Source organism: Hominibacterium faecale (assembly GCF_020734085.1).
In the GTDB taxonomy this organism is placed as follows: Bacteria; Bacillota; Clostridia; order Peptostreptococcales; family Anaerovoracaceae; genus Hominibacterium; species Hominibacterium faecale.
Genome location: NZ_JAJAGH010000003.1, coordinates 369,509 through 395,841, shown reverse-complemented (window position 1 = coordinate 395,841; position 26,333 = coordinate 369,509). Strand labels below are relative to the sequence as shown.

26 protein-coding genes are annotated in these 26,333 nt (G+C 47.9%); 3 read left to right on the top strand and 23 right to left on the bottom strand.

Annotated elements, in window-relative coordinates:
* Positions 1 to 64 precede the first annotated feature (64 nt).
* From LG211_RS04605 to mtaB, 7 genes are read right to left on the bottom strand one after another with little or no spacing between them, the layout of a single operon-like run.
* Positions 65 to 406, bottom strand: a complete 342-nt coding sequence (locus tag LG211_RS04605; protein ID WP_148394809.1) for a histidine triad nucleotide-binding protein — start codon at positions 404 to 406, stop codon at positions 65 to 67.
* 3 nt (positions 407 to 409) lie between these two features.
* Entirely contained in the window at positions 410 to 586 is a 177-nt protein-coding gene (locus tag LG211_RS04600; protein ID WP_227755069.1) for a hypothetical protein, read from the bottom strand.
* A gap of 26 nt (positions 587 to 612) precedes the next feature.
* Complete coding sequence (locus LG211_RS04595) at positions 613 to 798, bottom strand: hypothetical protein (RefSeq protein ID WP_148394807.1); 186 nt, start codon at positions 796 to 798, stop codon at positions 613 to 615.
* A complete protein-coding gene (locus tag LG211_RS04590) occupies positions 795 to 1,649 on the bottom strand; it encodes a 4Fe-4S binding protein (RefSeq protein ID WP_148394805.1) in 855 nt (284 codons plus the stop codon). Before LG211_RS04590 ends, LG211_RS04595 begins: the two co-directional genes overlap by 4 nt.
* Positions 1,642 to 1,779 (bottom strand): CD1871A family CXXC motif-containing protein, encoded by a 138-nt coding sequence (locus LG211_RS04585; protein ID WP_253019588.1) that lies wholly within the window; start codon positions 1,777 to 1,779, stop codon positions 1,642 to 1,644. Before LG211_RS04585 ends, LG211_RS04590 begins: the two co-directional genes overlap by 8 nt.
* Complete coding sequence (locus LG211_RS04580) at positions 1,757 to 2,371, bottom strand: TlpA family protein disulfide reductase (RefSeq protein WP_269477061.1); 615 nt, start codon at positions 2,369 to 2,371, stop codon at positions 1,757 to 1,759. Before LG211_RS04580 ends, LG211_RS04585 begins: the two co-directional genes overlap by 23 nt.
* On the bottom strand, positions 2,368 to 3,690 hold the full coding sequence (mtaB, locus tag LG211_RS04575) for a tRNA (N(6)-L-threonylcarbamoyladenosine(37)-C(2))-methylthiotransferase MtaB (protein ID WP_227755067.1): 1,323 nt from the start codon (positions 3,688 to 3,690) through the stop codon (positions 2,368 to 2,370). Before mtaB ends, LG211_RS04580 begins: the two co-directional genes overlap by 4 nt.
* A 224-nt stretch (positions 3,691 to 3,914) precedes the next feature.
* On the opposite strand from mtaB, the gene LG211_RS04570 reads away from it, so the two are divergent.
* Positions 3,915 to 5,708, top strand: a complete 1,794-nt coding sequence (locus tag LG211_RS04570; RefSeq protein WP_227755066.1) for a polysaccharide deacetylase family protein — start codon at positions 3,915 to 3,917, stop codon at positions 5,706 to 5,708.
* On the opposite strand, the gene LG211_RS04565 is transcribed toward LG211_RS04570, so the two are convergent.
* The 5 genes from LG211_RS04565 to speB all read right to left on the bottom strand — a co-directional run bounded on the left by LG211_RS04565 (position 5,695) and on the right by speB (position 11,083).
* Positions 5,695 to 6,861 (bottom strand): alanine dehydrogenase, encoded by a 1,167-nt coding sequence (locus LG211_RS04565; protein WP_227755065.1) that lies wholly within the window; start codon positions 6,859 to 6,861, stop codon positions 5,695 to 5,697. The genes LG211_RS04570 and LG211_RS04565 overlap by 14 nt on opposite strands.
* A gap of 13 nt (positions 6,862 to 6,874) precedes the next feature.
* Entirely contained in the window at positions 6,875 to 7,612 is a 738-nt protein-coding gene (locus LG211_RS04560; RefSeq protein WP_253019587.1) for an RsmE family RNA methyltransferase, read from the bottom strand.
* 3 nt (positions 7,613 to 7,615) lie between these two features.
* Positions 7,616 to 8,584 carry a 50S ribosomal protein L11 methyltransferase gene (prmA, locus tag LG211_RS04555; protein ID WP_269477060.1) on the bottom strand — a complete coding sequence of 323 codons (969 nt, stop codon included), beginning with the start codon at positions 8,582 to 8,584 and terminating at the stop codon, positions 7,616 to 7,618.
* Between the two features lie 177 nt (positions 8,585 to 8,761).
* Complete coding sequence (locus LG211_RS04550; protein WP_227755063.1) at positions 8,762 to 10,156, bottom strand: MATE family efflux transporter; 1,395 nt, start codon at positions 10,154 to 10,156, stop codon at positions 8,762 to 8,764.
* Positions 10,157 to 10,183: 27 nt separating this feature from the next.
* Positions 10,184 to 11,083: an agmatinase gene (speB, locus tag LG211_RS04545; RefSeq protein WP_269477059.1), complete on the bottom strand. Its 900-nt coding sequence runs from the start codon at positions 11,081 to 11,083 to the stop codon at positions 10,184 to 10,186.
* 78 nt (positions 11,084 to 11,161) lie between these two features.
* Here speB and LG211_RS04540 point away from each other — a divergent pair, with 78 nt between their 5' ends.
* Positions 11,162 to 11,986 (top strand): MerR family transcriptional regulator, encoded by an 825-nt coding sequence (locus tag LG211_RS04540; RefSeq protein ID WP_269477058.1) that lies wholly within the window; start codon positions 11,162 to 11,164, stop codon positions 11,984 to 11,986.
* Here the strand turns inward: LG211_RS04540 and LG211_RS04535 are convergent, their stop codons facing one another.
* From LG211_RS04535 to LG211_RS04510, 6 genes are all read right to left on the bottom strand, one after another.
* Positions 11,987 to 13,438 (bottom strand): MFS transporter, encoded by a 1,452-nt coding sequence (locus tag LG211_RS04535; protein ID WP_253019584.1) that lies wholly within the window; start codon positions 13,436 to 13,438, stop codon positions 11,987 to 11,989.
* A gap of 155 nt (positions 13,439 to 13,593) precedes the next feature.
* A complete protein-coding gene (gene dnaJ, locus LG211_RS04530; protein ID WP_148394781.1) occupies positions 13,594 to 14,742 on the bottom strand; it encodes a molecular chaperone DnaJ in 1,149 nt (382 codons plus the stop codon).
* A gap of 74 nt (positions 14,743 to 14,816) precedes the next feature.
* Positions 14,817 to 16,694 (bottom strand): molecular chaperone DnaK, encoded by a 1,878-nt coding sequence (gene dnaK / locus LG211_RS04525; protein ID WP_269477057.1) that lies wholly within the window; start codon positions 16,692 to 16,694, stop codon positions 14,817 to 14,819.
* 63 nt (positions 16,695 to 16,757) lie between these two features.
* Complete coding sequence (gene grpE / locus LG211_RS04520) at positions 16,758 to 17,339, bottom strand: nucleotide exchange factor GrpE (RefSeq protein WP_227755059.1); 582 nt, start codon at positions 17,337 to 17,339, stop codon at positions 16,758 to 16,760.
* Entirely contained in the window at positions 17,329 to 18,375 is a 1,047-nt protein-coding gene (hrcA, locus tag LG211_RS04515; RefSeq protein WP_148394775.1) for a heat-inducible transcriptional repressor HrcA, read from the bottom strand. The genes grpE and hrcA overlap by 11 nt, the downstream gene beginning before the upstream one ends.
* Positions 18,376 to 18,725: 350 nt before the next feature.
* On the bottom strand, positions 18,726 to 19,361 hold the full coding sequence (locus tag LG211_RS04510) for a cytidylate kinase-like family protein (RefSeq protein ID WP_148394773.1): 636 nt from the start codon (positions 19,359 to 19,361) through the stop codon (positions 18,726 to 18,728).
* Positions 19,362 to 19,492: 131 nt separating this feature from the next.
* On the opposite strand from LG211_RS04510, the gene LG211_RS04505 reads away from it, so the two are divergent.
* On the top strand, positions 19,493 to 20,995 hold the full coding sequence (locus LG211_RS04505) for an APC family permease (RefSeq protein WP_227755058.1): 1,503 nt from the start codon (positions 19,493 to 19,495) through the stop codon (positions 20,993 to 20,995).
* Here LG211_RS04505 and LG211_RS04500 read toward each other — a convergent pair.
* The 5 genes from LG211_RS04500 to glpK all read right to left on the bottom strand — a co-directional run bounded on the left by LG211_RS04500 (position 20,992) and on the right by glpK (position 26,313).
* On the bottom strand, positions 20,992 to 21,882 hold the full coding sequence (locus LG211_RS04500) for a LysR family transcriptional regulator (RefSeq protein WP_227755057.1): 891 nt from the start codon (positions 21,880 to 21,882) through the stop codon (positions 20,992 to 20,994). The genes LG211_RS04505 and LG211_RS04500 overlap by 4 nt on opposite strands.
* A gap of 30 nt (positions 21,883 to 21,912) precedes the next feature.
* Positions 21,913 to 22,542, bottom strand: a complete 630-nt coding sequence (locus tag LG211_RS04495; protein ID WP_227755056.1) for a cytidylate kinase-like family protein — start codon at positions 22,540 to 22,542, stop codon at positions 21,913 to 21,915.
* A gap of 19 nt (positions 22,543 to 22,561) precedes the next feature.
* Positions 22,562 to 23,572: a YeiH family protein gene (locus LG211_RS04490; RefSeq protein ID WP_148394765.1), complete on the bottom strand. Its 1,011-nt coding sequence runs from the start codon at positions 23,570 to 23,572 to the stop codon at positions 22,562 to 22,564.
* A gap of 134 nt (positions 23,573 to 23,706) precedes the next feature.
* Positions 23,707 to 24,810, bottom strand: coding sequence for an acyltransferase family protein (locus tag LG211_RS04485; protein WP_269477056.1), 1,104 nt, complete (start codon positions 24,808 to 24,810; stop codon positions 23,707 to 23,709).
* Between the two features lie 12 nt (positions 24,811 to 24,822).
* Positions 24,823 to 26,313, bottom strand: a complete 1,491-nt coding sequence (glpK, locus tag LG211_RS04480; RefSeq protein WP_148394761.1) for a glycerol kinase GlpK — start codon at positions 26,311 to 26,313, stop codon at positions 24,823 to 24,825.
* Between the last annotated feature and the right edge of the window lie 20 nt (positions 26,314 to 26,333).

Sequence of the window (26,333 nt, the reverse complement as noted above, 5' to 3'; positions counted from 1 at the left end):
GGTCAGAATGTTATGCCTAATTCATCGAAAAAAGGATTGCTCCATCCTGGCGTTCCCCTTTTTATCAGCCCGGAGGCCAGGTCATCTTCCGCTTTCCAAGCAAATGGAAATGGAGATGCTTCACGGTCTGAAATCCATCCTCGCCGCAGTTGTTCACAAGCCGGTAACCGTTTTCCAGGCCCAGCTCCTGTGCGATGTCTTTCACCTTTGTCATAATATAGCCCAGCAGATCCCTGTCCTCATCAGTAACCGCATCCAGCGATTCGATGTGCTTTTTAGGTATGATCAGAACATGAACCGGGGCCTGGGGCTCCAGATCGTGGAAACAAAGGATCCGATCATCTTCATAAACTGCGCTGGACGGAATCTCCTTTTGCGCAATCTTGCAGAAAATACAATCTCCCATCGTTTATTTCTCCTTTACATAGTTTTTATAATACTTCATAGCACAGGTGCCTTCGCCGCTGCACTTGAGCATCACATTGCTTCTCAAATAATCCCCCAGTCCGCTCAGCTGCACCGCTGTAACCACAGCGACTACCAGCACCAGCCCGACTGTCACGTTTCTCATTATCCTTTTATTCATCGTCTCTCCTCCTAATGGAGCTGCGGCTAAAAGCTTCCCGGCTTTTCATCCAGCAATTTTTTAAAATACTTCATACCACAGGTGCCGTTGCCCTCGCATTTGGGAGCTGCCACGCCCTGCAAATTATCCAGACCGCTGGCTCTGATCAGCACCGCTGCCACAACTACGATCGCCAGGCAGAGAACAATGTTTCTTATTTTTTTATTCCTCATTTTATCCCCCTCCGAAGAGCACCTGCATCGCAGGCCTTCACGCATCTGCCGCAGCGGATGCACTCTAAGCTGTTGGGCGTTTTGCGGGGATCGATATTCAGTCTGCAGCTTGCTTTGCAGGCCCCGCATCCCGTACATCGGGCCTCATCCACCCGCAGCCGGTAAAGCGACAACTTATTAAACAAACCATATACGGCTCCCAGCGGGCAAAGATATCTGCAAAAGGGCCGATAGATCATCAGGGACAATAGAATTAGTACTATTAGTATAACAGATTTCCAGACAAATAGGAAGCCCAGAGCCGTTCTCAATCCCTCATTAAACAGCGCCAGCGGCCAGCCCGCCATCAGCGTACCGGAAGGACAGATATACTTGCAGAACCAGGGATCCCCCTGCCCGAAAGCGCCCACGAAAAACATGGGCAAAATCAGGACAAACACCAATAGGATTCCGTATTTTAAGAATCTCAAAAAGCGGTCGCCTTTAATCCTTCTGAACTTCCAGGGGATCGGGATTTTATACAGCAAATCCTGCACCAGTCCGAAGGGACACATAAATCCGCAGACCAGACGGCCAAGCAGCACGCCCACCCCGATCAAGAATCCCCAAACATAAAAGGGCATGGTAAAATTCCGATCATTGGCGATCGCCTGCATGGCTCCGATGGGACAGGCCCCCAGCGCGCCCGGACAAGAATAGCAATTCAGCCCAGGCAGACAAACTTCTTTGGACGGCCCCTGATAAATCTTGCCTTGTACGAACCCCTGTACATATCCATTTGTCAGCGCAGTAAACGCCAGCTGAAAGCCGGTCCGAAAACGTTCCTGCTTTTTTACCCGCTTCTTATCCAATTCCGATACACTCCAAACATACGTTGACTGCTTTTGTGAGTACGAGCGCGCCTTCGCCCCGCATCAAGCCTCCGGCAATGAAACCTGCCGCCAGGATCAGCAGCAAGCTAAATACCAGTTTCCTCTTCAATGATCTTCACCCACTCATCATAACTCCGGCCGCCTTCATAGACCGTGCTGGTGATATTGCCTTTACTATCCACGAAAATGTACGACGGGATCACCGATATACGATTGACCAGATTTTTCATCACTCCTTCCGATGGCAGCAGAACCGGGTAAGTTACCCCCTGCTTATCCAAAAGCTCCTTGGCATAATCCACTTGATCCATATCCACAGAGCCGGATTGATCCAGCGCATCCACTACGATTCCCATTACGCCAAGGCCCTTATCCTTAAACGCCTGATACAATTTTTCATTGTCCGGCATAGAGCGGATGCAAGGGTTGCAATAAGTACCCCAAACATCGATCAACGTGTACTTATAATTTGCGAAAACGCTCTGATCCGTTTCCGTTCCCGTCAAGTCCAGTGTTTTAAAGCTGGTCAAATCTTTCCCCTCTGTCTGCTCCTCAGGCAGCGTCCAGGCTTGCTGCGCCGCGGCGCTTTGATCACCGCCGCTTTTATCCTCCCCGCCTTGATCGCCGCAGGCTGATAAAACCATCACGGTCACCGTCAGAAGCATCACTGCAAAAAGCAGCTTCCCCTTTTTACGTTTCATTGAATCTCTCCTTTCATTCCATCGGCGAACGGTTCCAGAAGCTTAACCTCCTGAAAACAGTTCATCATCTTTTTGTTTCCGCCTTTTAGATAAACACGAATATAGTTGTCCGTGTAGCCGGTTAAACAGCCGTAATCCTGTGCGTGCTCCTCTATGAGCACGCTTCTGACACGTCCCTGGTTTTCCTGGAAAAAGCGGTGCGATGCCTGCTCTCCCGCATCGATCAGTTCCTTCGTCCTGCTTTTTTTCAAAGGCGCTGGAATCTGATCCGCCATAGAGGCCGCTTTGGTAAAGGGCCGCTGGGAGTATTTGAAAGCATGGACTTTACAAAAACCCGCCTCCCGGATCAGGTCCACGCTGTCCTGATGGTCCGCTTCTGTTTCCCCGGGAAAACCGGCAATGAGATCGGTTGTGATCCCATAGCCCGGATCAAAGGCTTTCACCGTCTTAATGATATCCAGGTAATCCTGCCTGTTATAGGGCCGGCTCATGGCTTTCAGAATACGGTCACTGCCGCTCTGGGCGGACAAATGCAGATGAGGGCACAGTTTTTTGTATTGAAGCAGCCGTTTCACATAGTCCGCATTGACCACTGCAGGCTCCAACGAACTCAGACGGATACGAAAATCCCCCGGCAGCCGGTCCAGCCTGCTGATGATCGTTTCAATCCCCGAAAGGTTGTCCGACCGGCCCGAAAATCCTTCTTCCGTTCCATAGAGGGCTGTGTTGATTCCAGTCAAAACCAGTTCTTTAAATCCCTGACCGATCAGTCCTTCTGCTTCCGCCAGCACATCCGACGGTTCCCTGCTGCGAACGCTGCCCCTGGCATAAGGAATGACACAATAGGAACAAAACCGGTCGCATCCCTCCTGGATTTTGATATAAGCTCTGGTCCTGGATTCGGTAGCGGTCACCAGCCCGGTTTCCTCATACCGATCCAATTCTTCATACGGCTTCACATGGAGCTGAGACCTGCGCTCTAATAAAAACTCCTCAATATATTGGATCAGCTTCCCCTTCTCATTGGTGCCGGCAACGATATTGACGCCTTCGACAGCCTTAACCTCATCGGGGCTGATCTGGGCATAGCACCCTGTCACAGCAACCACACTGTGAGGGCTCTGCTTTTTCATCTTACGGATATACTGGCGTGATTTCCGGTCCGCAAGAGAAGTCACTGTGCAGGTATTGATCACATAGATATCCGCCGGATCCGTTTCCCCAACGATTTCATAGCCCCGCTCTCTGAACTTGAGGCGCAGCGCTTCTGTTTCATATTGGTTTACTTTGCACCCTAAAGTATGGAATGCTACCTTCATTGCCTTTTTATCTCCTTCCCAGTTATTGGTTTATACACGCTTTTCTGACAATTCAATCATGCACAATCAATATTTTTGTATTTTACCATGCCCGACTCATGTTGTAAATCGTCTCAACATACAATTAAGAAAGCAAGCCTGATGCTTTGTGCGTTACACAGGAAAAAAAAGTAACACCGCATACTGCTTGCGGCAGCAAGTTTATGATACAAAGGAGGTTTCTCTTGAGCAAAAGCACACTGAAAATACTGGCCCTGATCGTCCTCGGGCTTACGGCAGGCGTTTTTCTTTTCGTTTTTCATTCGGACCGCCAGCCTGCCGCCACAAGCAGCGGCAGCATCAAATGGGTCGATTTTAACGTTACCTACGAGGCGCTGAAAGATACTATGGAAAGCGATATCAGGACCCACGACCAGGAAATCCATATCGATTGGATCGATTCTCTGGCTTATTTGGGAGCAAAATACGGCGGAGATTTTAAAAGCTACCAGAAATCCGATCTAAAGAAATTTGAAGAAAAGCTGATGAGCGGCCAGGATCTGGAAGACTTCACAAAAAACATGAAATACTTTCCCTATTACAAGAAAGCTTATGGCGCTGTTCTGGGCGGCTTCCTGGGCTATTACAAGCTGGAGGTTCCCGATGAGGCGGGCGGCACCCGCTGGGTGGAGCGGTACGGACTGAAAGCCTTTTCGCCCATCGCTGAAGGCTTTTGGTATACCCACTTTGATGACTTCGGCCAGAACCGCAGCTATGGCTACAGCAGGCAGCATTTGGGACACGATTTGATGGCCGGCACCGGCACCCCCGTGGTCGCTGTGGAAGGCGGCGTGGTGGAAGCCCTGGGCTGGAACCAGTACGGCGGCTGGCGGCTGGGCATCCGCAGCTTTGACAAGGAGCGCTACTATTATTACGCTCATCTGCGCAAGGACCATCCTTATGCGGAGAACCTGACCATCGGCCAGACCGTTTCTCCCGGGCAGGTTGTGGGTTACGTGGGCCAGACCGGTTACAGCTTGAAGGAAAACACCAATAACATCGATACGCCCCATCTCCATTTCGGCATGCAGCTGGTTCTGGACGAAAAGGCCAAGGACAGCCCCAATCAAGTCTGGATCGATCTCTATGCCATAACTGGACTTCTATCCAATCATCCTTCCACAGTGGTCAAAAAGGGGAAGGAATATGTGCGCAAGTACGGGTTTTCCGAGGAAAGCTATTACTTGGCCTCGGCCAAGGAGGATAAAAAAAGCCAGGTTAAAGTACCGGTCCTCATGTATCACGGTCTGTTGAAAGACCCTAAGATGCAAAACGATTATGTCATCAGTCCGGATCTCTTTGAAAAGGATCTCAAATATTTGAAAAAACATGGTTATACGACCATTCTCATGTCCGATCTGATCGACTTTGTGGAAACAGGCGCGCCGCTGCCGGAAAAACCGGTCCTGCTCACCTTTGACGACGGCTATTATAACAATTACCTCTACGCCTTTCCTCTGTTGGAAAAGTATAAAATGAAAGCCGTTATATCCATCATCGGCAAGCATACGGACGATTTCAGCAAGGTGGACGACAATCACGCGACCTATTCCCATGTCACCTGGAAACAGATTCAGGAGATGCTGGCTTCGGGGCTGGTGGAGATTCAAAACCACAGCTACGATTCCCACGACAATAAGGGGGGCCGAAAGGGCGTTTTAAAGCTCTCCGGCGAAAGCGACGATGCTTACGCAAAGTTCTTGCGCAAAGATCTGCTGAAACTGCAAAAGCGCATGCAGGAAATGACTGGAGTCACGCCGACCACCTTCACCTATCCCTTTGGCGCTGTCAGCGACAGCAGTATGGACGTAGTCAAAGAGCTGGGCTTCAAGGCCTCATTAGGCTGTATGGAAGGGATTAATACCATAACAAAAGGAGACAAAGGCAGTCTTTATAAAATAAAGCGCTATTTGCGGACTCCTAAAAAATCGAGCAAAGACTTTTTTAAAAAAATCGAATCGGATCTTAAAGAACAATAAAGTTATTAGAACGAGTAATCGTGGCCGGAGGCGCAGGATCCAGATCCCGCTCTGCAATTCCAAGAACATCTTCCGGCCGTATCCACGGTCTTTGCTGGAGAGCGCTGGTTTCCTCATGGGTCAGCAAGCCTTTGTATACCGTCAGACTCCTGCGCAGGAAACCATCTTTGACACAAGCTTCCGTCACGCCGTCATTGAGGATTTTCATAAAATGCGGCAGCATCGCGGCCGCGTAGGCCACGGTGGTCGATCCTGCGATCGCTCCCGGGATGTTGCTGACGCAGTAATGGATCACGCCATTTTCCACATAGGTGGGATCCTCGTGGGTGGTTTCGTGAAAGGATTCAATGGCGCCGCCCGGATCATTGCTGATATCCACAAGAACCGAGCCCTTTTCCATCAGCTGGAGCATCTCTCTGTCCACCAGAAATTCCGGATTGCCTTTCGGCCATTTTACGCAGTTCAAAATCATATCAGTAGCAGGCAGCAGACGGCGGATGTTCTCCTTGGTACAGTACATCGTATCCACGGCATTATGATATTGGGCTTCGATTTCCCGGAGCACGCCCAGGCTAATATCCATAACCGTCACCTTGGCACCCAGAGCATGGAGCACGCCCAGGGCCGAGCGTCCGACCACACCCGCTCCCAAAATCACCACGTTCATGCCCGGCGCTCCCGCAAGGCCGCTGACAAATTTTCCTTTGCCGCCGTTTGTCGTCAGCATGGCATGGAGGCCGGAAAGCGCTCCCTGTTTGCCCGCCGCCTCACAGTTGGGGGAGCCGTATCGATGTGAATCCTCCGCTGTAAAGGCGATCACCTTTTTGTCCAGCAAAGCCTGCACCTCTTCCGGGTGCGCCGCAGGATGGATGCAGGTCAGCAGAATCTGACCTTCCCGCAAAAGATCATACTCCGGCGGTTCAATTTCCTTGACCTTGGTCACCAGATCGCACTGCCCGTATATCTCTTCGGCCGTTTCGACGATCTTGGCGCCGGCGGCTTTATACGCCTCGTCTTCGAATCCGGCCTTTTCACCGGCCCCCGACTGGACCAGCGCCGTATGACCGGCCCCTGCGATGGTCAAAATCTCTGTGGGCGTGGCAATCGTACGGTACTCTCCGTTTTTTCTATCTTTTAGTAAACCAAAAATCATACCTTTCCCTCCTCTATAGCTCCAATTCGTACATAATCATGGACAACGCCGCAGGGCCGGCTGTTTCCGTTCTTAAAATCGTTCTTCCCAATGTGACGCAGTCGGCTTCCAACGCTTTCAAGCGTTGAGCTTCTGTATCAGAAAATCCGCCTTCCGGCCCAATGATAAGGGCGAGATTCTTTGGCTTTTCGGCCAGTCCCCGCAAGCTTTCCTTTATCGTCCTTCCTGTTTCATTTTCATAGGGAAAGAGCACCAGGTCGAAATCCCTGAGGTGCTCTGTCATTTGTTGAAATCCAATGGCCTGCCCGATCTGGGGAACGATGCCTCTGCGGCATTGCTTGACCGCTTCTGCCGAGACCTTCTGCCACCTCTGACGCTTCTTGTCAAAGTTGCCCTTATCCGCCACAACCGTCCGTTCCGTAAAGACCGGTACAATGGAATAGACGCCCAGCTCTACGCATTTTTGAACCACAGTCTCCATTTTGGATTGTTTGGGTATACCTTGAAACAAGGTCACTTGCACCTGCGGTTCTCTGGCAAACTTCTGTTTATCGAGAATTCTTGCCTCTACACAAGTATCCTCGATAGAGACGATTTCCGCTTCGTATTCCCACTGGGTCGAATCGGACACTTCGATTCGGTCTCCTGCAGAAAGGCGCAGGACTTTCGTTATATGACGGATGTCATCTTTGGAAACAATCTGAATGGTCCCTTCTCCCACATCGGAGGCATCGACAAAAAACCTGCTCATCGGCTACGCCTTCCGGGCTGCGACGGCGCACCATTCTCCCTTTTCCTGTGTTTCCAAAATTTCAAATCCGGCTTGCACGATGGCCTCTTCAACGACAGCTTTTTTCTCGGTCAGAATACCGGAGGAAATGAACACCCCGCCGTCGCTTAAATGATCAAAGGCGGCCTGGGACAGCTCAATGATCAGCGGAGCGATGAGATTGGCCGCGATCAGATCCGTCTTCTGATCCACGTCCTTTGTCAGATCGCCGATCTTCACCGTAACTTTATCATCCACGTGATTGGCTTTTACATTTTCTTCAGCTGTACGTGCTGCGTCGGGATCAATTTCCACGCCCAGAACAGGGCCGCTTCCCAGCTTGGCTGCCGCGATGGAAAGAATTCCCGAACCGCATCCGATATCCATCAGGCTCTGCCCTTCTTTTAAATATTTTTCGATCAGGCCCAGACACAAGCCAGTCGTTTCATGGGTGCCGGTCCCAAAGGCCATTCCCGGATCAATCTCAATGATCAGTTCCTCGGGGGATGCCTGGTAATCCTCCCAGGTCGGCTTTACCACCAGCTTTTCCGTGACTTTTGCCGGCTTAAAATACGCTTTCCATTTATCCTTCCAGTCCTCGTCGTCCACCAGCACATCCTCTGCGTACAACCTGCCCAGATTGGCGTCCCAGCCGAAGACTCCTTCCATCTCCTTGCTCTTGAGCATCATGACCGCGATCTTCAGCTCCTGGACCTTTTCACGGCCTTCGTCGGTATCTTCAAAATAAACGGAGACGACCGGCTCCTGGTCCTGTCCTTGGAGAACCGACTTGTCGATATAGTCCCATTCATATTCTTTCTTCTTGCTCAACAGGTCTTCGATGTCAGCGGGATTCTCCACAACTGCGCCAGTTATGCCCTTTTCCATCAGCATGGCTGTCAGAGGCTCGATCCCCTGCTGGCTGGTATAAATCTTTACTTTGATGTACTTCATATTACCCTCTCTTCTGTTTTCATATTATCTTTTCTATTATACGACAAAGTTTGCTGTCAGGCAAGGTGCTGCGTTTGCTCGAATTAATCAATCGGGTCTAAAAAAGGACTGCTGCATGAAGCAAATCATTTCATACAGCAGTCCCTATTTTCAACAAACGCTTTAACAGCCGTCCGCCTATTCAACCGTCTTCGCCTTGATGCCTGCAGACGATAACAACTCGCTTCCGTCTCCCCGGTACAGCAGATCATAATGATATTTGTCTTTATATTTCTTAAACATAAAGAGCGCCAGACCGGTAGTGGTAATTTCCGCAAAGGCCAGCGTCATCCATACTCCATGGAGACCGAAGAGCCACGACAGCCCAACAGCGCCGATGATGACCATAATCAGCGCCCGGCTGAAAGAGATCAGCGCTGAAATCTGTCCGTTTCCATAAGCAGTAAAGAACCCTGACGCAAAGATATTGACACCGGTAAGAAGGAATGCCGCCGATAAGTAGCGGACTCCTGTTTCCGCCATCTCATAGACCGGCGTTCCCTTCGGTTCAAAGGCCTGGGCTATGAGGGGAGCAAAGATAAAGCATAATACGGCAATAGCTGCTGATGATACTAGGATAAATACTCTCGAATACTTGAGGAAGATATTGACCTTCACATATTCTTTGGCACCATAGTAATAGCTGATCAGCGGAGCCACTCCTGTGATATATCCCAAATGAGCCGATATGAGCAGGTAGTGGGAATTGAGTACGATACTCAATGCCGCTACGCCGTCCTCTCCAGCCAGGCGGATCACAATCATATTGAATACAAAAGTCGTGATTCCTGCAGATGCCTCTGAAACCATCTCCGATGAACCGTTGAGCATGGAATGGGCGATGTAGCGTCCATCCCATTTAGGCTTGACGATCTTCAGTTTAGTATCTCTGACCACAAAATAGGCAGCGCCTAAAAGCATAACCGTAACCAGACCCGCCAAGGTTGCCCATGCGGCGCCCTGAATGCCCCAATTTAAAACCACAATAAACACATAGTCCAGTGCCAGATGAACAATACCGCCGGACAAATACAAGGCCAGCGTAAAGCCGGGCCTGCCGTCAACACGGATAAAATATTCAAAAAGTACGCCCAAAAACGCTGCCGGGGCTCCCAGGATCAAAATGCGAATGTAGCCGCTGCACATATCCCATAGTCGGTCAGTGGCCCCCAGAAAACTAATCAACTGATCGATAAACAGATATCCGATCGCAATCATAGCCGCGCCGATCACCGCCGAGACAATACAGATCAATGTAAATTTTTCGTTGGCTTCCCGCTGCTTGCCTTCGCCCATCTTGATGGCGACAATGGCGCTGGAGCCAGCGGCCAGCATGACCGATACACCCCAGACCAGCCCTTGAACCGGGTAGACGATGGACATGGCAGCCAAGGCGTCGGAACCCACGAAATTGGCTACAAAAATACTGTCAATGATATAGTAAAGGCCTATGACAATGAGCATGATCACAGACGGCGTTACAAACTTGACAAACGTCGATAGCTTTACTTCTTTATCAAATAAATGTTCCATAATAAATTCACACCTCTTCCTTGATATCTACTCAGATGCTTTGGCGAGCACCTCATGTATAATTCGAAGCGCTGCCCAGGATGTCACGTCATTTACATCCAAGGGAGGAGCAACTTCTACCAAATCCATCGCTTTCACAGGCGCCTGCCTGATCAGCCGCTTAAAAATCTCAATCAACTCTCTGCTGGACAGCCCGCCGGCCACCGGCGTACCCGTCCCCGGCGCAAAGGCCGGATCCAGGACATCAATGTCCAAAGTCAGATAGATCCCATCGTAATCTGTATATTTACGGATCAATTCTTTCGCTACGTTTACGGCGCCCTTTTCGTACACATCGACAGCCCGGTAGGTTGTAATCCCAGGATGCTGTTTCATCAATTCCAGTTCTTGTATTTCTGCCACTCGAATGCCCACAAAGCAGAGATCCCCGCCGCCGCAGACATCTTCCAAAGCCCGGGCTTCCGTGCAGGCATGGGACCATTTATGTTCGTCGTAAGATGGACACAAATCATAATGGGCGTCAAAATGGATGATACCGATCTTTTTGCCCTGGTTGTACCTGGCGAATGCCTTTTGCAGAGGTATGGTCACGGAATGATCTCCGCCGATAAACAGTGGAAAAGCCCCTGTTTCCATGACAGTAAGCGCGCTCTCCTCCACCTGGGAAAAATAGCTCTCCCAATCCAGCTGAACATGGAGATCGCCGAAATCATACAGGATGCCTTCTTTAATTTCCTTAAAGTCTTCCGTGGTATCGGACAAGTCCACCGACAGCGATCGGATCCTTTCCGGCGCCTTAGCAGCGCCTTTATTCAGACTCACCGCATTATCAAATGGAATTCCCATAATGCAGACTTTTGCCTGACTTTTATCCTCAGCAGCCCATCTGAGCCACGATGCTTCTTCAAAATTGGTATAATCAAACATGCTAAAACCTCATTTCTTTTCTACTCAAAATATGATAAAGTATATGGTAGCCATATAGTCAATAGGAGGAACAAAAAAATGGAAAAAAATCTAAAGGATTATTTTACCACCGGCGAATTCGCCAGACTCTGTAATGTAAAAAAGCAGACGTTATTCCATTATGATGATATTGGCATTCTTTGTCCGGAGCTTGTGGGCGATAATGGCTATCGCTATTATTCCTATATGCAGCTGGAAGTTTTCTACACCATCTCCATGCTCAAAGAGCTGGGAATGCCTCTATCCGACATCAAAAAATATTTGGATCACCGCAGCCCAAGAGCCTTTATTGACCTATTGGAAAAACAGCAGCTGGAGGTTGAAGAAAAAATTCAGGACCTTCTATGGCTCAAGCGTTTTATTAACACCAAGCTGGACATTACCAGGGAAGGATTAACTGTGCCGATCAACAAAATTTTTCTAGAAACGCGGCCTGAGGAATATCTGATTGCCACCGAGTATGTGGGCGCTGACGTAGACAAGGATATCGCTGCCGCGGTTACAGAGCATCTCAACTTCTGCCACAGCCTGGATATCTACAGTGCATACGCCATCGGCGGCATGATTCCCATCCAGTGCATCGTCCCCGGCCAGAGCTATATCTATTCCCATTTTTATACCCGCACCGATTGTTCGAATTCGGGTGAGGTAGTTGTCTGCCCGGCGGGCGATTTCGCTGTCTGCTGTGATAATAAAGACTATGATAACGTAGAAACCATTTGCGCCCGCCTGCTGCAATATGCAGACGATTGCGGATATCGGCCGGGGACGCATATCTATGAAGATCTTTTGTTGGATGAAATGTCCGCTAACGGATATGACAATTACACGGTAAAGTTATCTCTACCTCTTTACAAAGCATGATCAGATCAATTTTTTAAAGGGTTCAAGATCAATATCTTCGCCCTTTTGACGGCGTCCCAAAGCTTCCAAAACCTCATTGTATACCGTCTTGGTGATCGGGTATTTTATGACCATAATGATTGACAGCACCATGAAAAACGCTGGGATCACGGTAAAGGATAAGTGCATCCAAACAAGTGTCAGATCCGATTGAGCCTCGGCTTCACCGTTGAATCCGGCAAATTGAAGAATCAGGCCCAAAATCTGCATACCAGCCGCATTGGCCAAAGACTCTGACAAGGATTGGAGTGAAATCACCAGCCCGGCGCGTTCTTTTCCGTTGGCCAATTGATCCACTTCACAGACATCATAGATCATAGCCGGCACCAGCTGCCAGTAGCAAATGCTCCCCACGCAATATGCCAGGGAAAAGAGGCAGAGCATGATCATGGATGAAACGCCGGTAATGCCGAACAAGGCCATGATGAGGGCGCAGAACCCCATACCGAAAATAAACATGGTTCGTTTATCAAAGTATTGATTGACCCGCAGAATAACCGGCACAAACACCACAGAAGCAAAGGTCATAACGGCCAGGATAAAGGTAATTCCCGCCGCGGAAAGTCCCATATTATAAGTGAAGAAATACATTCTGTCGGCGCAGAAAATGGCGTAAGCGATCAAGTAAAAAACACTGGTGCCAACAATAAAACGAACGGAGCGCAGCTTTAGAATCTGTCCATAGTTTCGCACCATATCCCAGGCCATGCGCAAAAGTTCCTTTGGTTTTACCTTATTCCTCTTCTTCTCCGGCAGCGTGCCGGCAGCTTTTTTCTGAGCGTATTCCTTCTCATATCGGTCTTTGATCCCTGCCGCTCCGATTAAAATCGTCAGAGCTGAACAAACTCCGCAGAACACAGCCATCAGCTGCCAGCTCTGGGTCGAACTTTTACCCTGATTCAAAAGGAAATCAACGATAATGTTGGGAAGAATCATACCGATGGCCATACCAAGGGTATTAAAAAAATAGGTATATCCCCGCAAAACCGTCCGTTCATCGTAATCCTGGGTCAATTCCGCTCCCCAAGCCAAATAGGGAACAAAGAAGGTCGAAAACGAGGTCCAAAAAAGCAGTATGGCAATTCCATAATAGAGTACGCGGACAATTTCACTAGCATTGATGGTCGTGAATAAAAGGCCTGTCAATACCGCCAGTGGAAAGGCTGCAATCAGAAGATAAGGCTTTCTCTTTCCGAATCTGGTATAGGTATTATCGGAAAGATAACCAACGATAGCACCGCAGATCGTTTCCCACACTGAGCCGATGGCTGCAAGCGTTCCTGCAATACCGGGGCTAATACCGACCACTGTGCTCAGAAAAAACAGCAAAAATGTTCCCGCCAGACTATAAAGCGCCGAATCTCCCACACCGGCAAGGCCATATGCAATTTTGGTTTTCAGATTTAATTTCATTTTGACACTTCCTTTTATAAAGTCAACAAGTTTATTATAAACGATCCGGTTACCATATAGTCAATAGTTGTTGCAAAATTGCAAAAATTACAACAATAATATCAAGTAAAAGAGACTGGGCAACAAATGCACCCAGTCTCTTTTATATAATCTTTTTAACTGAAGAACTCCTTCATGGAGTCTAAAAATCCGCTTTTCCTTTTATAGCAATCGTTCTTCACTTCTTTTGCCATGTTCTGAATCGCTTTCTTCTGCTTGCCGCTCAGTTTGGTTGGAACCTCCAAAATCACTCTTACATACAGATCACCTTTTCTACTTGAGCGTACGGATTTTACGCCTTTTCCTTTCAGCCTGAACACGGTATTCGGTTGTGTTCCCGCCGGAACTTTATAGGACACCTTGCCCTCTAAGGTTGGGACGGTAATATCGTCTCCAAGAGCCGCTTGATCGAAAGTGATGGGAATTTCCAGCCACAGATCCTGGCCTTTTCGTTCAAATAGTTTATGCGGCCTTACGGTCAATACAACATACAAATCTCCGTTGGGGCCGCCGTTGCTGCCCGGTTCGCCCTGTCCTTTGATGGATATGACCGAATCGTTGTCAACGCCGGCTGGAATATCCACAGAAATGGTGACAGACTTTCTCACTTTCCCAGTTCCGCCGCAGTCGCCGCACGGATGCTCGTTGATCTGTCCGGTACCTCCGCAGTCCGGGCATGGGGATGAGCTCTGGAATGTACCAAACGGTGTTCTCTGTGTCGTATGAACCTCTCCGGTTCCTCCGCACTTGCCGCAGGTCTTTTTTGAAGTACCGGGCTGTGCACCGGTGCCACTGCAGGTCTCGCACTCCACATATTTATTAATCTGTATTTCTTTCTTTGTACCAAAAGCAGCTTCTTCGAAGGTAATGGTCATCGCTTTCTGCAGGTCATTACCTTTTATGGGGCCGTTTCTCCGCCTCTGTCGGGAGCCGCCTCCGCCGAACATACCTCCGAACATATCGAAGATATCCTCAAAGCCGCCCGCGCCAAAGCCTCCAAAACCGCCGCCCGCACCGCCGAATCCGGCATTGGGATCTACTCCTGCATGTCCGAAACGGTCGTACTTGCTTTTCTTTTCAGGATCGGATAAAACGCTGTATGCTTCATTGACTTGTTTGAACTGTTCTTCGGCTTTTTTGTCCCCGGGATTTTTGTCCGGATGATATTTCATGGCCATCTTTCGGAAGGCTTTTTTGATTTCATCATCGCTGGCGCCCTTTTGCAGTCCAAGGACTTCGTAGTAATCTCTCTTATTCTCTGCCATAGCCTTTTCCTCACTTTAAGTATTATACTCGGGCAGAGCACTCCCTGTAAAAGGAGTGCTCTGTCAGAGTTGGATTAGTTGTCTTTCTTGTCCTCATCCACTACTTCATAGTCAGCGTCTACTACGTTGTCTCCTGCAGGGCCGTTTTCTGCGCCGCCGCCTGCCTGGCCGCCCATGTTGGGGTCAAATCCCGCGCCGCCTGCTCCGCCGTTTTGCTGTGCCTGCTGGTACATCTTAGCTGAAATAGCGTGGAACTGTTCAGTAAGTTTTTCCGTTTTATCCTTGATCTCGTCGATGTTGGTGCCCTCAAGCGCCTTGGACAGATCGTCCTTAGCTGCGTTTACTGCATTTTTTTCTTCTTCTGACAGACTTCCTTCGATTTCTTTCAGGTTCTTTTCTGTCTCATATACCAGCGTTTCTGCCTGGTTGCGAACTTCAACTTCTTCTTTTCTCTTCTTGTCTTCTTCCGCGTACTGTTCAGCCTCTTTTACCTTAGACTGAATTTCATCGTCGGACAGTTTTGTGGAAGAAGTGATGGTAATGCTCTGTTCTTTGCCGGTACCCATATCCTTTGCGTGTACATTTACGATTCCGTTGGCATCGATGTCGAAGGTAACCTCGATCTGAGGTACTCCGCGGGGAGCCGGAGGAATACCGGTCAGCTGGAAGCGTCCCAATGTGGTGTTTCCGGCCGCCATTTCACGTTCCCCCTGCATGACGTGGATATCGACAGCTGTCTGATTATCCGCCGCTGTGGAGAAGATCTGGCTCTTCTTGGTGGGGATCGTTGTATTTCTTTCAATCAGCTTGGTCGCTACGCCGCCCAATGTTTCGATGGAAAGGGACAGCGGAGTTACGTCCAGCAGCAGTACGTCATTTACTTCACCGGTCAGTACGCCTGCCTGAATAGCAGCGCCGATTGCTACGCATTCATCCGGGTTAATTCCCTTGAACGGGTCTTTTCCTGTCACTTTCTTAACTGCTTCCTGTACAGCCGGGATTCTGGTGGAACCGCCGACCAGGATTACTTTGGAAATATCACTGTTGTTAACACCGGCATCGTTCATAGCTTTCTGCATTGGTTCGATGGTCTTCTGAACCAGATCGGCGGTCAGCTGTTCGAACTTGGCCCTTGTCAGGTCCATGTTCATGTGCAGCGGTCCGTCCTGATTTACAGTGATGAACGGCAGGTTGATATTGGTGGTCTGCGCGCTGGACAATTCTTTCTTCGCTTTTTCAGCAGCTTCTTTCAATCTCTGCAGCGCCATCTTGTCATTTCTCAAATCAATGCCATTTTCTTTCGCAAATGTATCTGCCAGATAATTGAGCACGGCTTCGTCAAAGTCATCGCCGCCAAGCTTGTTATTTCCGTTTGTAGCCAGTACTTCGAATACGCCGTCGCCAAGCTCCAGAATGGAAACGTCGAATGTGCCGCCGCCCAGGTCATATACCAGGATTTTATGCTGCGCTTCATCTTTATCAAGACCGTATGCTAAGGAAGCAGCCGTCGGCTCGTTAATAATTCTCTTTACATCAAGTCCGGCGATCTTACCTGCATCTTTCGTAGCCTGCTTCTGGCTGTCAGTAAAGTAAGCGGGAACTGTGATGACGGCTTCTGTTACTGTACCGCCCAGATAACTTTCCGCATCCGCCTTCAGTTTGCTCAGAATCATTGCGGAAATATCCTGCGGTGTGTATTTTTTACCGTCAATTTCTACGTTGTGGTCAGTACCCATGTATCGCTTGATTGAAGCAATGGTTCTGTCCGGGTTGGTGATGGCCTGTCTTTTGGCGGTTTCACCGATCAATCTTTCACCGTTCTTGGCAAAGCCAACTACGGATGGAGTGGTTCTGTTTCCTTCTGCGTTGGCAATTACGACAGGTTCTCCCCCTTCTAATACTGCTACGCACGAGTTTGTTGTACCTAAGTCTATACCTATTACTTTTCCCATGTTAATCTCTCCTTTTATATTGTATTTCTCATGTATTTAAATTTTTAAACATTAACCATTTAATCAGCTGGCCACCTTCACCATGGACGGGCGGATGACTTTGCCGTTGAGCGTATAACCTTTCTGCATGACGCCGGAAACTTTACCACTTTCATATTCATCGGTTTCTTCATTCATCACCGCATTGTGGAAGTTAGGGTCAAACTCTTCTCCAAGGGCAGGTATTTCTTTCAGCCCTGCCTTTTCAAGCACATCGAAAAGCTGTTTGAAAATCATTTCCATGCCTTCTTTAAAGCTTGCGTCATCGGCATTATGCTCCAGCGCCCGCTCAAAGTTGTCGAGGACGGCCAGAAGTTCAATCGCCAGTTTTTCATTGGCATAGGAATAGATATCGCTTTTTTCCTTTTCTACTCGTTTTTTGTAGTTCTGGAAATCAGCCATCAACCTCATATAGCGGGAACTTTCGTCCTCCTCAGGTTCCTTGCATTCTTCCTGTTTCTCCGCTTCCTCGCCTTCCTGGGATTGGTTTTCTTCCTTTTTTGCTTCGTCATCGCAGGACGCTTCAGCTTCCTTTGTTTGCTGCTCCTTTTTTTCTTCGGCTATTTCTTCAGCCATTTCGCGTTCTTTTTGCTCGTTAGTCGTCATCCTTACCTCCTCCTGACAGTTTAAACGTATTGCTTATATTCTCCGTCAAATATTCAACGACCGAAGTAATTTGCCCGTATCGCATCCGCGTGGGCCCGATCACGCCGATCTTGCCGGCCAGCTTTCCATCCACATGATAAGTGGCGGTAATCAGGCTGCAATCCTGCATGATGTCTTCGGCATTCTCTTTTCCAATGGTTATGATTACACCGTTTTCCCGGTTGATCAATGTCTTTGTAAAGTCCTCTTTTTTATTGAGCATTTCCAGAAACATTTTTGCTTTATCCAAGTCATTGTACTCAGGAATGGAAAAGATGTTGGTCAGTCCATCCATGTACAAGTTGACGTTGAGCATATCTTCCAGGGTCTTGATGAAGTTAGGTACGACCTTCCTTGCCAAAGTGCTCATGGCTTCGATATCCGTCTCAAAGCTTTCGATAATATCTAAGGTAAGTACTTCGCTGATGGTCTTGCCTCGGTAATTATAAGTCATGGTCTTGGCTAAAAGCTCCAGACCATCCTCTGTATAAGGTACCTTCAGCTTGAGGGCTGTGTTAGATACCTTACCGCTGTGGGAAACGATCATCAGAACAACGGTATGTTCGTCTACCGGCAGCAGGTTAATGTATTTTAATGTATCTTCATCCGGCGACGGTGTCAGGGCGAACGACGTTAAATTGGTAATATCCGATAAAATTTTCGCTGCGTGCTGTACCGTTTTTTCAAGTTCCGTCACGTTTTCATAAAGCTTGCTTGCGATGGCATTTTTTTCATCTTCGCTCAATTCATATTTTTTCATCATATCGTTTACATAAAGACGATATGCCAGCTCAGAGGGAACACGACCTGCTGATGTGTGGGGATGAGTCAGATATCCCATCTCTTCCAGATCAGCCATTTCATTTCGAATCGTTGCCGGGCTTATCCCCAAGTCGAACTTTTTGGAAAGTGTTCTGGAACCGATCGGCTCTGCTGTTCTAATGAAGTCGCTGATAATAGCCTGTAATATTTTCAGTTTCCTTTCACTTAAATCCATGATAGCCCCTCCTGTTAGCACTCTTTATAAGTGAGTGCTAATTACAGTTTAAATTTACCACTCTTATGTAGTATTGTCAACACTCTTTTAAAAAATTTCTTGAAAATTTTTCTTAGGGTTTTCCCGAAAATTAAATGGGCTGACCCGATTTCCCATCGGCCGGGATTCGAGGCGAAAATTGAGGACGCACGGGCTGAACATGCACAAGTTTGATGTAAACTGATAAAGTAACACCGGCGGCACTCCGCAAAAAGGGGACTGCCTCATGCGGCAGTCCCTTGCCTGGTGTAATATTTCATGTCCATAAATCCTGCCGGGCCGCAAGCCCGGCCCGTCCTTTGACGGTAGTATTAAAGTCTGTTTTTCAGTTCGGGAAATCTGGTGCAAATGTAGTTTACTGCGATTTCTTTCACTTGCTCATCACTCAGTTTTCCGGTGTCGATGCACAAATCGTATCCGGTCAGATCCAGCCATTTCCTTCCGGTATACGTATTGTAATACCGCGCTCTTGCCTTATCGGCCTTTTCGATCATTTTCAGTGATTTTTCGTGGGAAAAATCCAGGGTGTTTTCCAGCCGCTCCAATCTTTCATCCTCGTCAGCATGGAGAAAAAAGCTTACATGCTTCTTATAGCCGCGGAACAAATCAGATCCGCACCGTCCCACAATTACGCAAGGCCCTTCATCTGCCGACTGACGGATCAGCTCCGATTCAATCTGATAGAGATTTGCCCCCGTCGGTACCAGCCATGCATCTGTCATATAGGGCAAATTGTAAATGCTGGACTGGAACAGAGACTTTCCTACCCGGTACTCCTGTTCATCTAGATTTTCAAGATCCTCTTGTGGAATGTTCAGCTCCTCAGCTGCCTTTTTCAGCAGCTCTTTATCAATGTAGCTGAATCCAAAATACTCTGCGATAGCTTTTCCAAGAACCGAGCCTCCGCTGCCAACCTGTCTGCCGATGGTAATAACATAATTATTCATGATTCCACCCCACTTTCCAAACAGTGCTTTTTCTTTATTTTACTCCTTTATTTTCCATTCGTCAAAGGCAAACACCAATTTTCTGACTTTACATAGCATAAAAAGAGAAGCTATAATGAAAGGATTGAATTATGAAAGACTTACATATCAATAAAACCGCATCACTGAAACGATGTTTCGGCATGCGCGAGTCCGTTACAATCACAGTAGGAACCGTCATCGGCGTCGGCCTCTTTACAGTCGGCTCCGGCGCGGCCGGCATTCTAGGTCCGGCAGTGATTTTCGCCACTTTAACCGCGCTCATCATCAGTATCTACCCGGCTCTGATCTATGCCGAAATGGGCGGAGCGCTGCCTTTTGCCGGCGGAACTTACCAATACGCATCCCTTGGACTTGGAAGGCCCTTTGGGATGCTGGCCGGCTGGAACTTTATCATCTCCATGGTATCAGTTGCCAGCGGGGAGGCGCTGGCTTTCAGTTTCTATCTGCGTACGCTTTTCGAAGCGTTGGGATTCTCGCTGCCCTTCAGCGATCCGGTGATCGCCTCTGCTGCCATCTTACTCTTCGTTGTCCTTGCTGTCCGCGGAGTGGAGATGAGCGGCAGGCTGCAAAATGGCTTTTTGTTCTTTTTTTGGGGAATCACTATTATCTGGTTTATCACCATGCTGCCGGTCTTCCACTTGGATTCTTTTTCCATATCCACAGCTAGCGACAGCCTTTCTATTAAAGACTTTTTCCCATGTGTAGCCATGATCTGGTGGTGCTTTGCCGGCTTTGAAACCTGCTGTGCCATGGGAGAGGAGATCTGTTTTCCCCGGATCAATCTGCCCCGCGCTTTGTTTTTAGCGCCGTTCATCGTCTTTATTGTAACGGCATTATTCCAATGGGCCTTGGTCAGCATCACGCCTGTTGACAGCCTGGCAGCTTTGGCGACTGCAGATGCGCCTTATGCTCACGCCATGAAAACAGCCGGAATCGTAGGGCTCCCGCTGATACTTTTATGCCTGGGGATTACCTTTGGCGGTGATTTTTCCACCCTCAACGCCGCCATTGCCGCGCCGGCCCGTTATCTGTTCACCATGGCCAGAGATAACGCAATTCCTCCCATTCTGGGGAGAATCCATCCCCGCTTTCAGAGCCCTTTTATCGCTTTGATCTGCCTAGGCCTTTTGATGATCCTTTTAGTATCAACTGGTTCCATCACCTATATCGCCTCCCTGTCTCTCTTTGCGACCCTTCTTTATTATGTGATCGGCATGCTGTCGGCTCTGGGGCTTCGAAAAAAATACCCGGATCTTTCCCGGCCTTTCCGCACGCCCGGCCTTTCCGCAGGCGCAGGGGCCAGTATTGCCGTTTATCTACTTTTAATGACACAGCTTTCCCCGGAAGCCATCGCTGCTGGCATTATGTGGTCCTTAGCTGGCCTGGTTCTGTTTTTCGCTAGAAATGGTTTGCAAAAAAATGCGCAAACGAAAAAAGAGAAAACCGAATTTCTCTTTACTGACCATGAGTTTGATGTGCCTTCTGATGCAGAACAGGCAAAGATGGACCGGGAATACCGGATCTGGCGCCTGTCCGTAATCTGTGCCATCATAGGAGTTGGAGCACTATATCTGTTTTCCTTTGTATGTTAGCCTTCTCTGGCATCTTTTAACTGTTGAAACAACTCAATATAGTCTGGCGAAAAAACACTGTTTCTTCGCCAGATAAATGTAAAGTCGTGTGTAAGGTCGAAATCCAGCAGAGGAATTTTTATCAGTTCTCCTGTTTCCAGCTCTTTTTTTACCGCTGCCTCATAGAGGAAGGTAATTCCGCATCCAGCCGCGGCCAAGGCTTTAATAGCGTTGATATTACTAATTTCCAATATACTTTTATAATCGCTGATTAAAAAATTGCGGCTTTCAAGGTAACGTTCGAAAATTTCTCTGGTCCCGGAGCCTTCCTCCCTCACAATAATCCGTTCATCAAAAGTATCTTCGATCCGCATCATTTTTTTCGCAGGCTGATACGAGGGACCGCATACCCCAATATAAGGTTCATTGGAATAGACTTTGGAGTCATATTCACTTTTGGCAAAAAAGCCTTCTACCAGTGCAAAATCAATCTGCCCGTCATTAAGCTTTTTCAGCAGCTCTTGAGTGTTGGCAACGGTCACGTGAACAGCTGCCTCAGGATGGGCCTTCAAATAGCTGGCGACCGGCGCCGGAATTACGAATTCTCCCACTGTTAAGGTCACACCGAATACCAGCTCTCTTTTTTCTCCCTGCAACTGTCGCAGCTTGTCTTGCAGATGCATCACATCATGAACCATCGTCGTCGCCGTGCTTTGCAGAAAGGTTCCGGCCTCTGTCAGGCTGATCTTTTTGTTATGATAATCAAATAATTTAACTTCAAACAGTTCCTCCAGATATCGGATATGCTGAGAGACCGCAGGCTGGGTGATATTAAGTTCTTCCGCCGCACGGGTAAAATTCATGTATTTGCATACAGTCAGAAACGTATTCAGTCTAAAATCCAGCATAACCGTCCTTCCTTTCCTTATGATCCCCAGCTATTTTTTCAGCTCAGGAAATCTGCAGCAAATATAATGAATCGCTACGTCCATAAGCTGCTGATCGTCCAGTTTTTCTGTATCAATGGTCAGATCATAGCTGGTGGGGTCCTGCCATTCCTGTCCCGTGTAAGTACGGACATAGCGTGCTCGTTCTTTATCCAGCTTTCGAATCATCTTTATGGTTTTTTCATCAGCCATTCCCAGATGGCCGCCCAATCTCCGGGCGCGCGCTTCCTCCTCCGCGTATAAGAACAGGCTTATATGTTTTTCATATCCTGTAAATAAGAAGGATCCGCAGCGTCCAACGACTACACAAGAAGCTTGCTCAGCCGCTTGCCTGATGAGTTTGGATTCTGTTTTGAAGACATCTTCGCCGGTGGAAGTCTTCCAATCCTCCGACATATACGCCATTGGATACCCTCCAGTCTGAAGGAGAAGGCGGTCAGCAATGGATTCCTTTTCATCCATCCGCGCCAGCTCCTCTTCTGGGACATTGAGCTCTTCGGCTGCTTTTTTAATCAAATCTTTATCAATGTAATGAAATCCAAAATGCTTTGCCAGGTTGCGCCCAAGAATCGATCCGCCGCTGCCTGCCTGTCTTCCAATTGTAATCACATAGTTATTCATATTACCCTCGCTTTCCAAATCACCATATATTGAGTACATGCTGCAGTAAGAGGCTGACGCCTGCAATTCCGATCCAGCAGCAAAGGCCCATAAGAATCGGTTTACCCCCGTTCTTAAATAATTTTACAATATTGGTATTGAGTCCGATTGCGGACATGGCCATAACGATAAAGAATTTGCTCAATGTCTTAATCGGATCGGTAACTGCTGCGGGAAGACTGAATACCGTAGTAATCACCGAAGCCAGAACAAAGAACAGGATGAAAAAAGGAAAAATCTTTTTCATGCTTACCTTGGATCCGTCGGAAGCATTCTTTGCTTTTTTAGTCTGATATAAAGCTAAGATCAATGTGATTGGAATGATTGCCAGCGTCCGTGTCAATTTTACGATCGCCGCTGTATCCAGCGTATTGCTCCCATGCATGCCATCCCATGCAGTAGCTGCCGCTGTAACAGAAGAAGTATCGTTGATCGCAGTACCAGCAAACAGTCCGAATCCCTGATCCGTAAGGCCTAAAATCCCGCCCAGGGTGGGGAAGATCAATGCCGCGATAATATTGAAAAGAAAAATTACGGAAATAGACTGGGCGATCTCTTCATCGTCCGCCCGAATAACCGGCGCAGTGGCCGCTATGGCAGATCCGCCGCAGATGGAAGAGCCCACCCCCACCAGGATGGAGATCTTTGAAGGCATCTTCAGCGCTTTGTACATAACAAAGGCAATAATAAGGGACGTGGTAATGGTGGAGACAATAATCGGCAGCGATTGTTTTCCCTGCATTAATATATCCGAAAGATTCATACCGAAGCCCAGCAGTATGACTGCATACTGAAGGATCTTCTTCGATGTAAACGCAACCCCTATTTTAAAGGGTTCCTTTTTCTTAAGTACCTGAGTCACGACCATACCGATTAAAATTGCGAAAACAGGACCGCCTATAACCGGTGCCAGGCTGCCGAGAAACCAAGAGGGAATCGCGATACATAAACATAGAAGAATGCCTGGACCGGTTTTTTTAAAAAATTCCATAGTTGATAAGTACCTCACTTTCTTTTTCTTCTAGTATCATACCATCAAATATAAATAATTTGAAATTATATTTATTTATATATTAATAATTATTTGTTATGTATTTATGATAATCTCTAACAGGCATAGCAAATTTATTTCTCTTTTTCCGCCTCCTTCAACGCCTTATCCCGGTTCGTTTCGATCCCCAGCATCCATTTTATAAATTTCTTTAGGCTGAGATAAACCTTGTCATAAAGAAAATCGAAGATCCAGTTATACCCTTTTGAAATCGGCGGGCTGGAAAATACCACAACACATAAGGATGCCAATCCAAACAGGCAGATATAATAAACAAACATGTTGGGGTCCGGCAGATCGAACTTTTTCACCAGCTGGCGGACGATCAAATGGAGAATGTAAACAGACATGGTGTTCATGCCTACGTAGGTCAAATAGTTCTTTCCCTTGGGCAGGATATTCAGCATGAGAACGATCCATGCGCATGGGATAATGAAGTCTGCGATCCGCATTATGATGTCTAAATACCAGGTGAGTCCGAAGGCGGCTCCGGGTCCGCGGAGAAGATAAAATTCAACGGATACGGGACATTTATATGCCAAGAGAATATTAATGCCGACAAGAACGATTGCCAAAATTACGCAATGCCAGTTTTTTAGACTCTGAATCTTGGCGATATGTTCTTTCTGGCAGAAATATCCAAGCATAAAGAACGGGAAGTAGCTGACTACCCGCCCTGCGGCCAAAGTTCCGTCCAGCCATGGAATCAGTCCGGCGATAAGATAGATGATGATGCTGATCTGCACAATATATTTACTTTTAATAAAGTCCACAAGAAAAAATCGGTAGACAAACAGCGCCACCAAATACCAAAGGGCCAGCGGCGGATCGATCCAGGTCAGATGGGCACCCCCATTGATCAGGTAGCGGACACCGAAAAAAAACGGTACCAGTACAATATAAGGAAAAATAAAAGTTTTAAATGCCGTTTCCCTGGCTCTCTGCGGTTTTTTTGAAAAATAGCCGGAAAGAAAAACAAATGCCTGCATTACAAAGACGTTTATCGTAATATATACTACGCCTCCAAAGGATGCTTGATGAAAATTGCCTCCCACCATTGTAAAATGGGAAATAGGAATGGTCCAAATCAAAAGACCGCGAAACGTATCGAAAAAATAGCTTCGTTCCTTCTTTCCTCCTGCCTGCGTCGCTGTGTTGTTAAGTGTTTCATTTGCCATATTTCTAATCTCCTACTTAGCCCAGCCGAGAACGCATTTTACAGCTTTTTCCCAGCCTTCTAATAATTTCTTCCTCGTTTCATCTTTCATCGATGGTTCAAACTCACGATCAATCTTCCAGTTATTGAGAATATCCTCCGTACCGTTCCAATAACCAACAGCCAAGCCTGCCAGATAAGCCGCCCCCAAGGACGTGGTCTCAATGCATTTGGGCCTGAGAACAGTCTTGTTAAGCATATCACTTTGAAATTGCATGAGAAAATCGTTGGCACAAGCTCCTCCGTCTACTTTCAAGGTTACCAGTTCCCTGCCTGTATCTTGCATCATCACATGGATTAAATCGTGGGTTTGATAAGCCATGGATTCCAGTGTGGCCCTAACCAGATGGTTTTTATTGGCTCCTCGCGTTATGCCAAGGACTGCTCCTCTGGCATAGGGATCCCAATAGGGTGCTCCCAGTCCGACAAATGCGGGCACCACGTAGACACCATTGCTGTCTTTCACGCTTTTGGCCATTTTTTCCGATTCCGGCGCACTATGAAGGATTTCCAACTCGTCTCGGAGCCACTGAACTGCCGCTCCGCAGACAAAGATTGAACCTTCCAGCGCGTAATATACCTCACCGGAAAGCCCCCATGCAATCGTCGTCAACAAGCCATTTTCTGAATACACCGGTTCCTTTCCTGTATTTAAAAGGAGAAAGCCCCCTGTCCCATATGTATTTTTTGCCTCTCCGTCTTTAAAGCAGGTTTGTCCGAACAGCGCGGACTGCTGATCTCCGGCAGCACCAGCTATGATAATCTGTCCTCCAAAAATATTAGGATCCGTCTTGCCGTAAATTTCGCTGGATGGCCGCGGCTCGGGAAGCATGCAAGCCGGTATGGACAGTTCCGTCAGGATATCCTTGTCCCATTTTAAAGTTTTAATATTAAACAGCATGGTTCGGGACGCATTGGAATAATCCGTAATATGTACCTTTCCGCCAGTCAATTTCCAGATCAGCCAGGTCTCAATGGTTCCGAATAAAAGGTCTCCGTTTTCAGCCTTTTGCCGGGCTCCGGAAACATGCTCCAGGATCCAATGCAGCTTTGTAGCTGAAAAATAGGCATCGATCAAAAGACCGGTCTTTTCGCGAAAGCTCTTAGTCAACCCCCGCGCCTTCAGCTCATCGCAGTATTCGGCTGTCCTGCGGCACTGCCAGACGATGGCGTTATAGATCGGTTCTCCGGTATGCTTGTCCCATACCACTGTAGTTTCCCTTTGATTGGTGATCCCTATGGCTTCCACGTTTTCATAAGTTCCGTTTGCCATTAAAAGCGCTTCTTGAGCCACCCCCATCTGTGTGGACCAGATTTCCATGGCATCGTGCTCCACCCACCCGGGCTGCGGGTAGATTTGCCGAAACTCTTTCTGGGCCACACTTACCGTCCGTCCCTGACGATCGTACAGGATGCACCTGCAGCTGGTCGTTCCCTGGTCCAATGCCATTATGTATGTTTTCATGATTACCTCCTGTAGTTTTC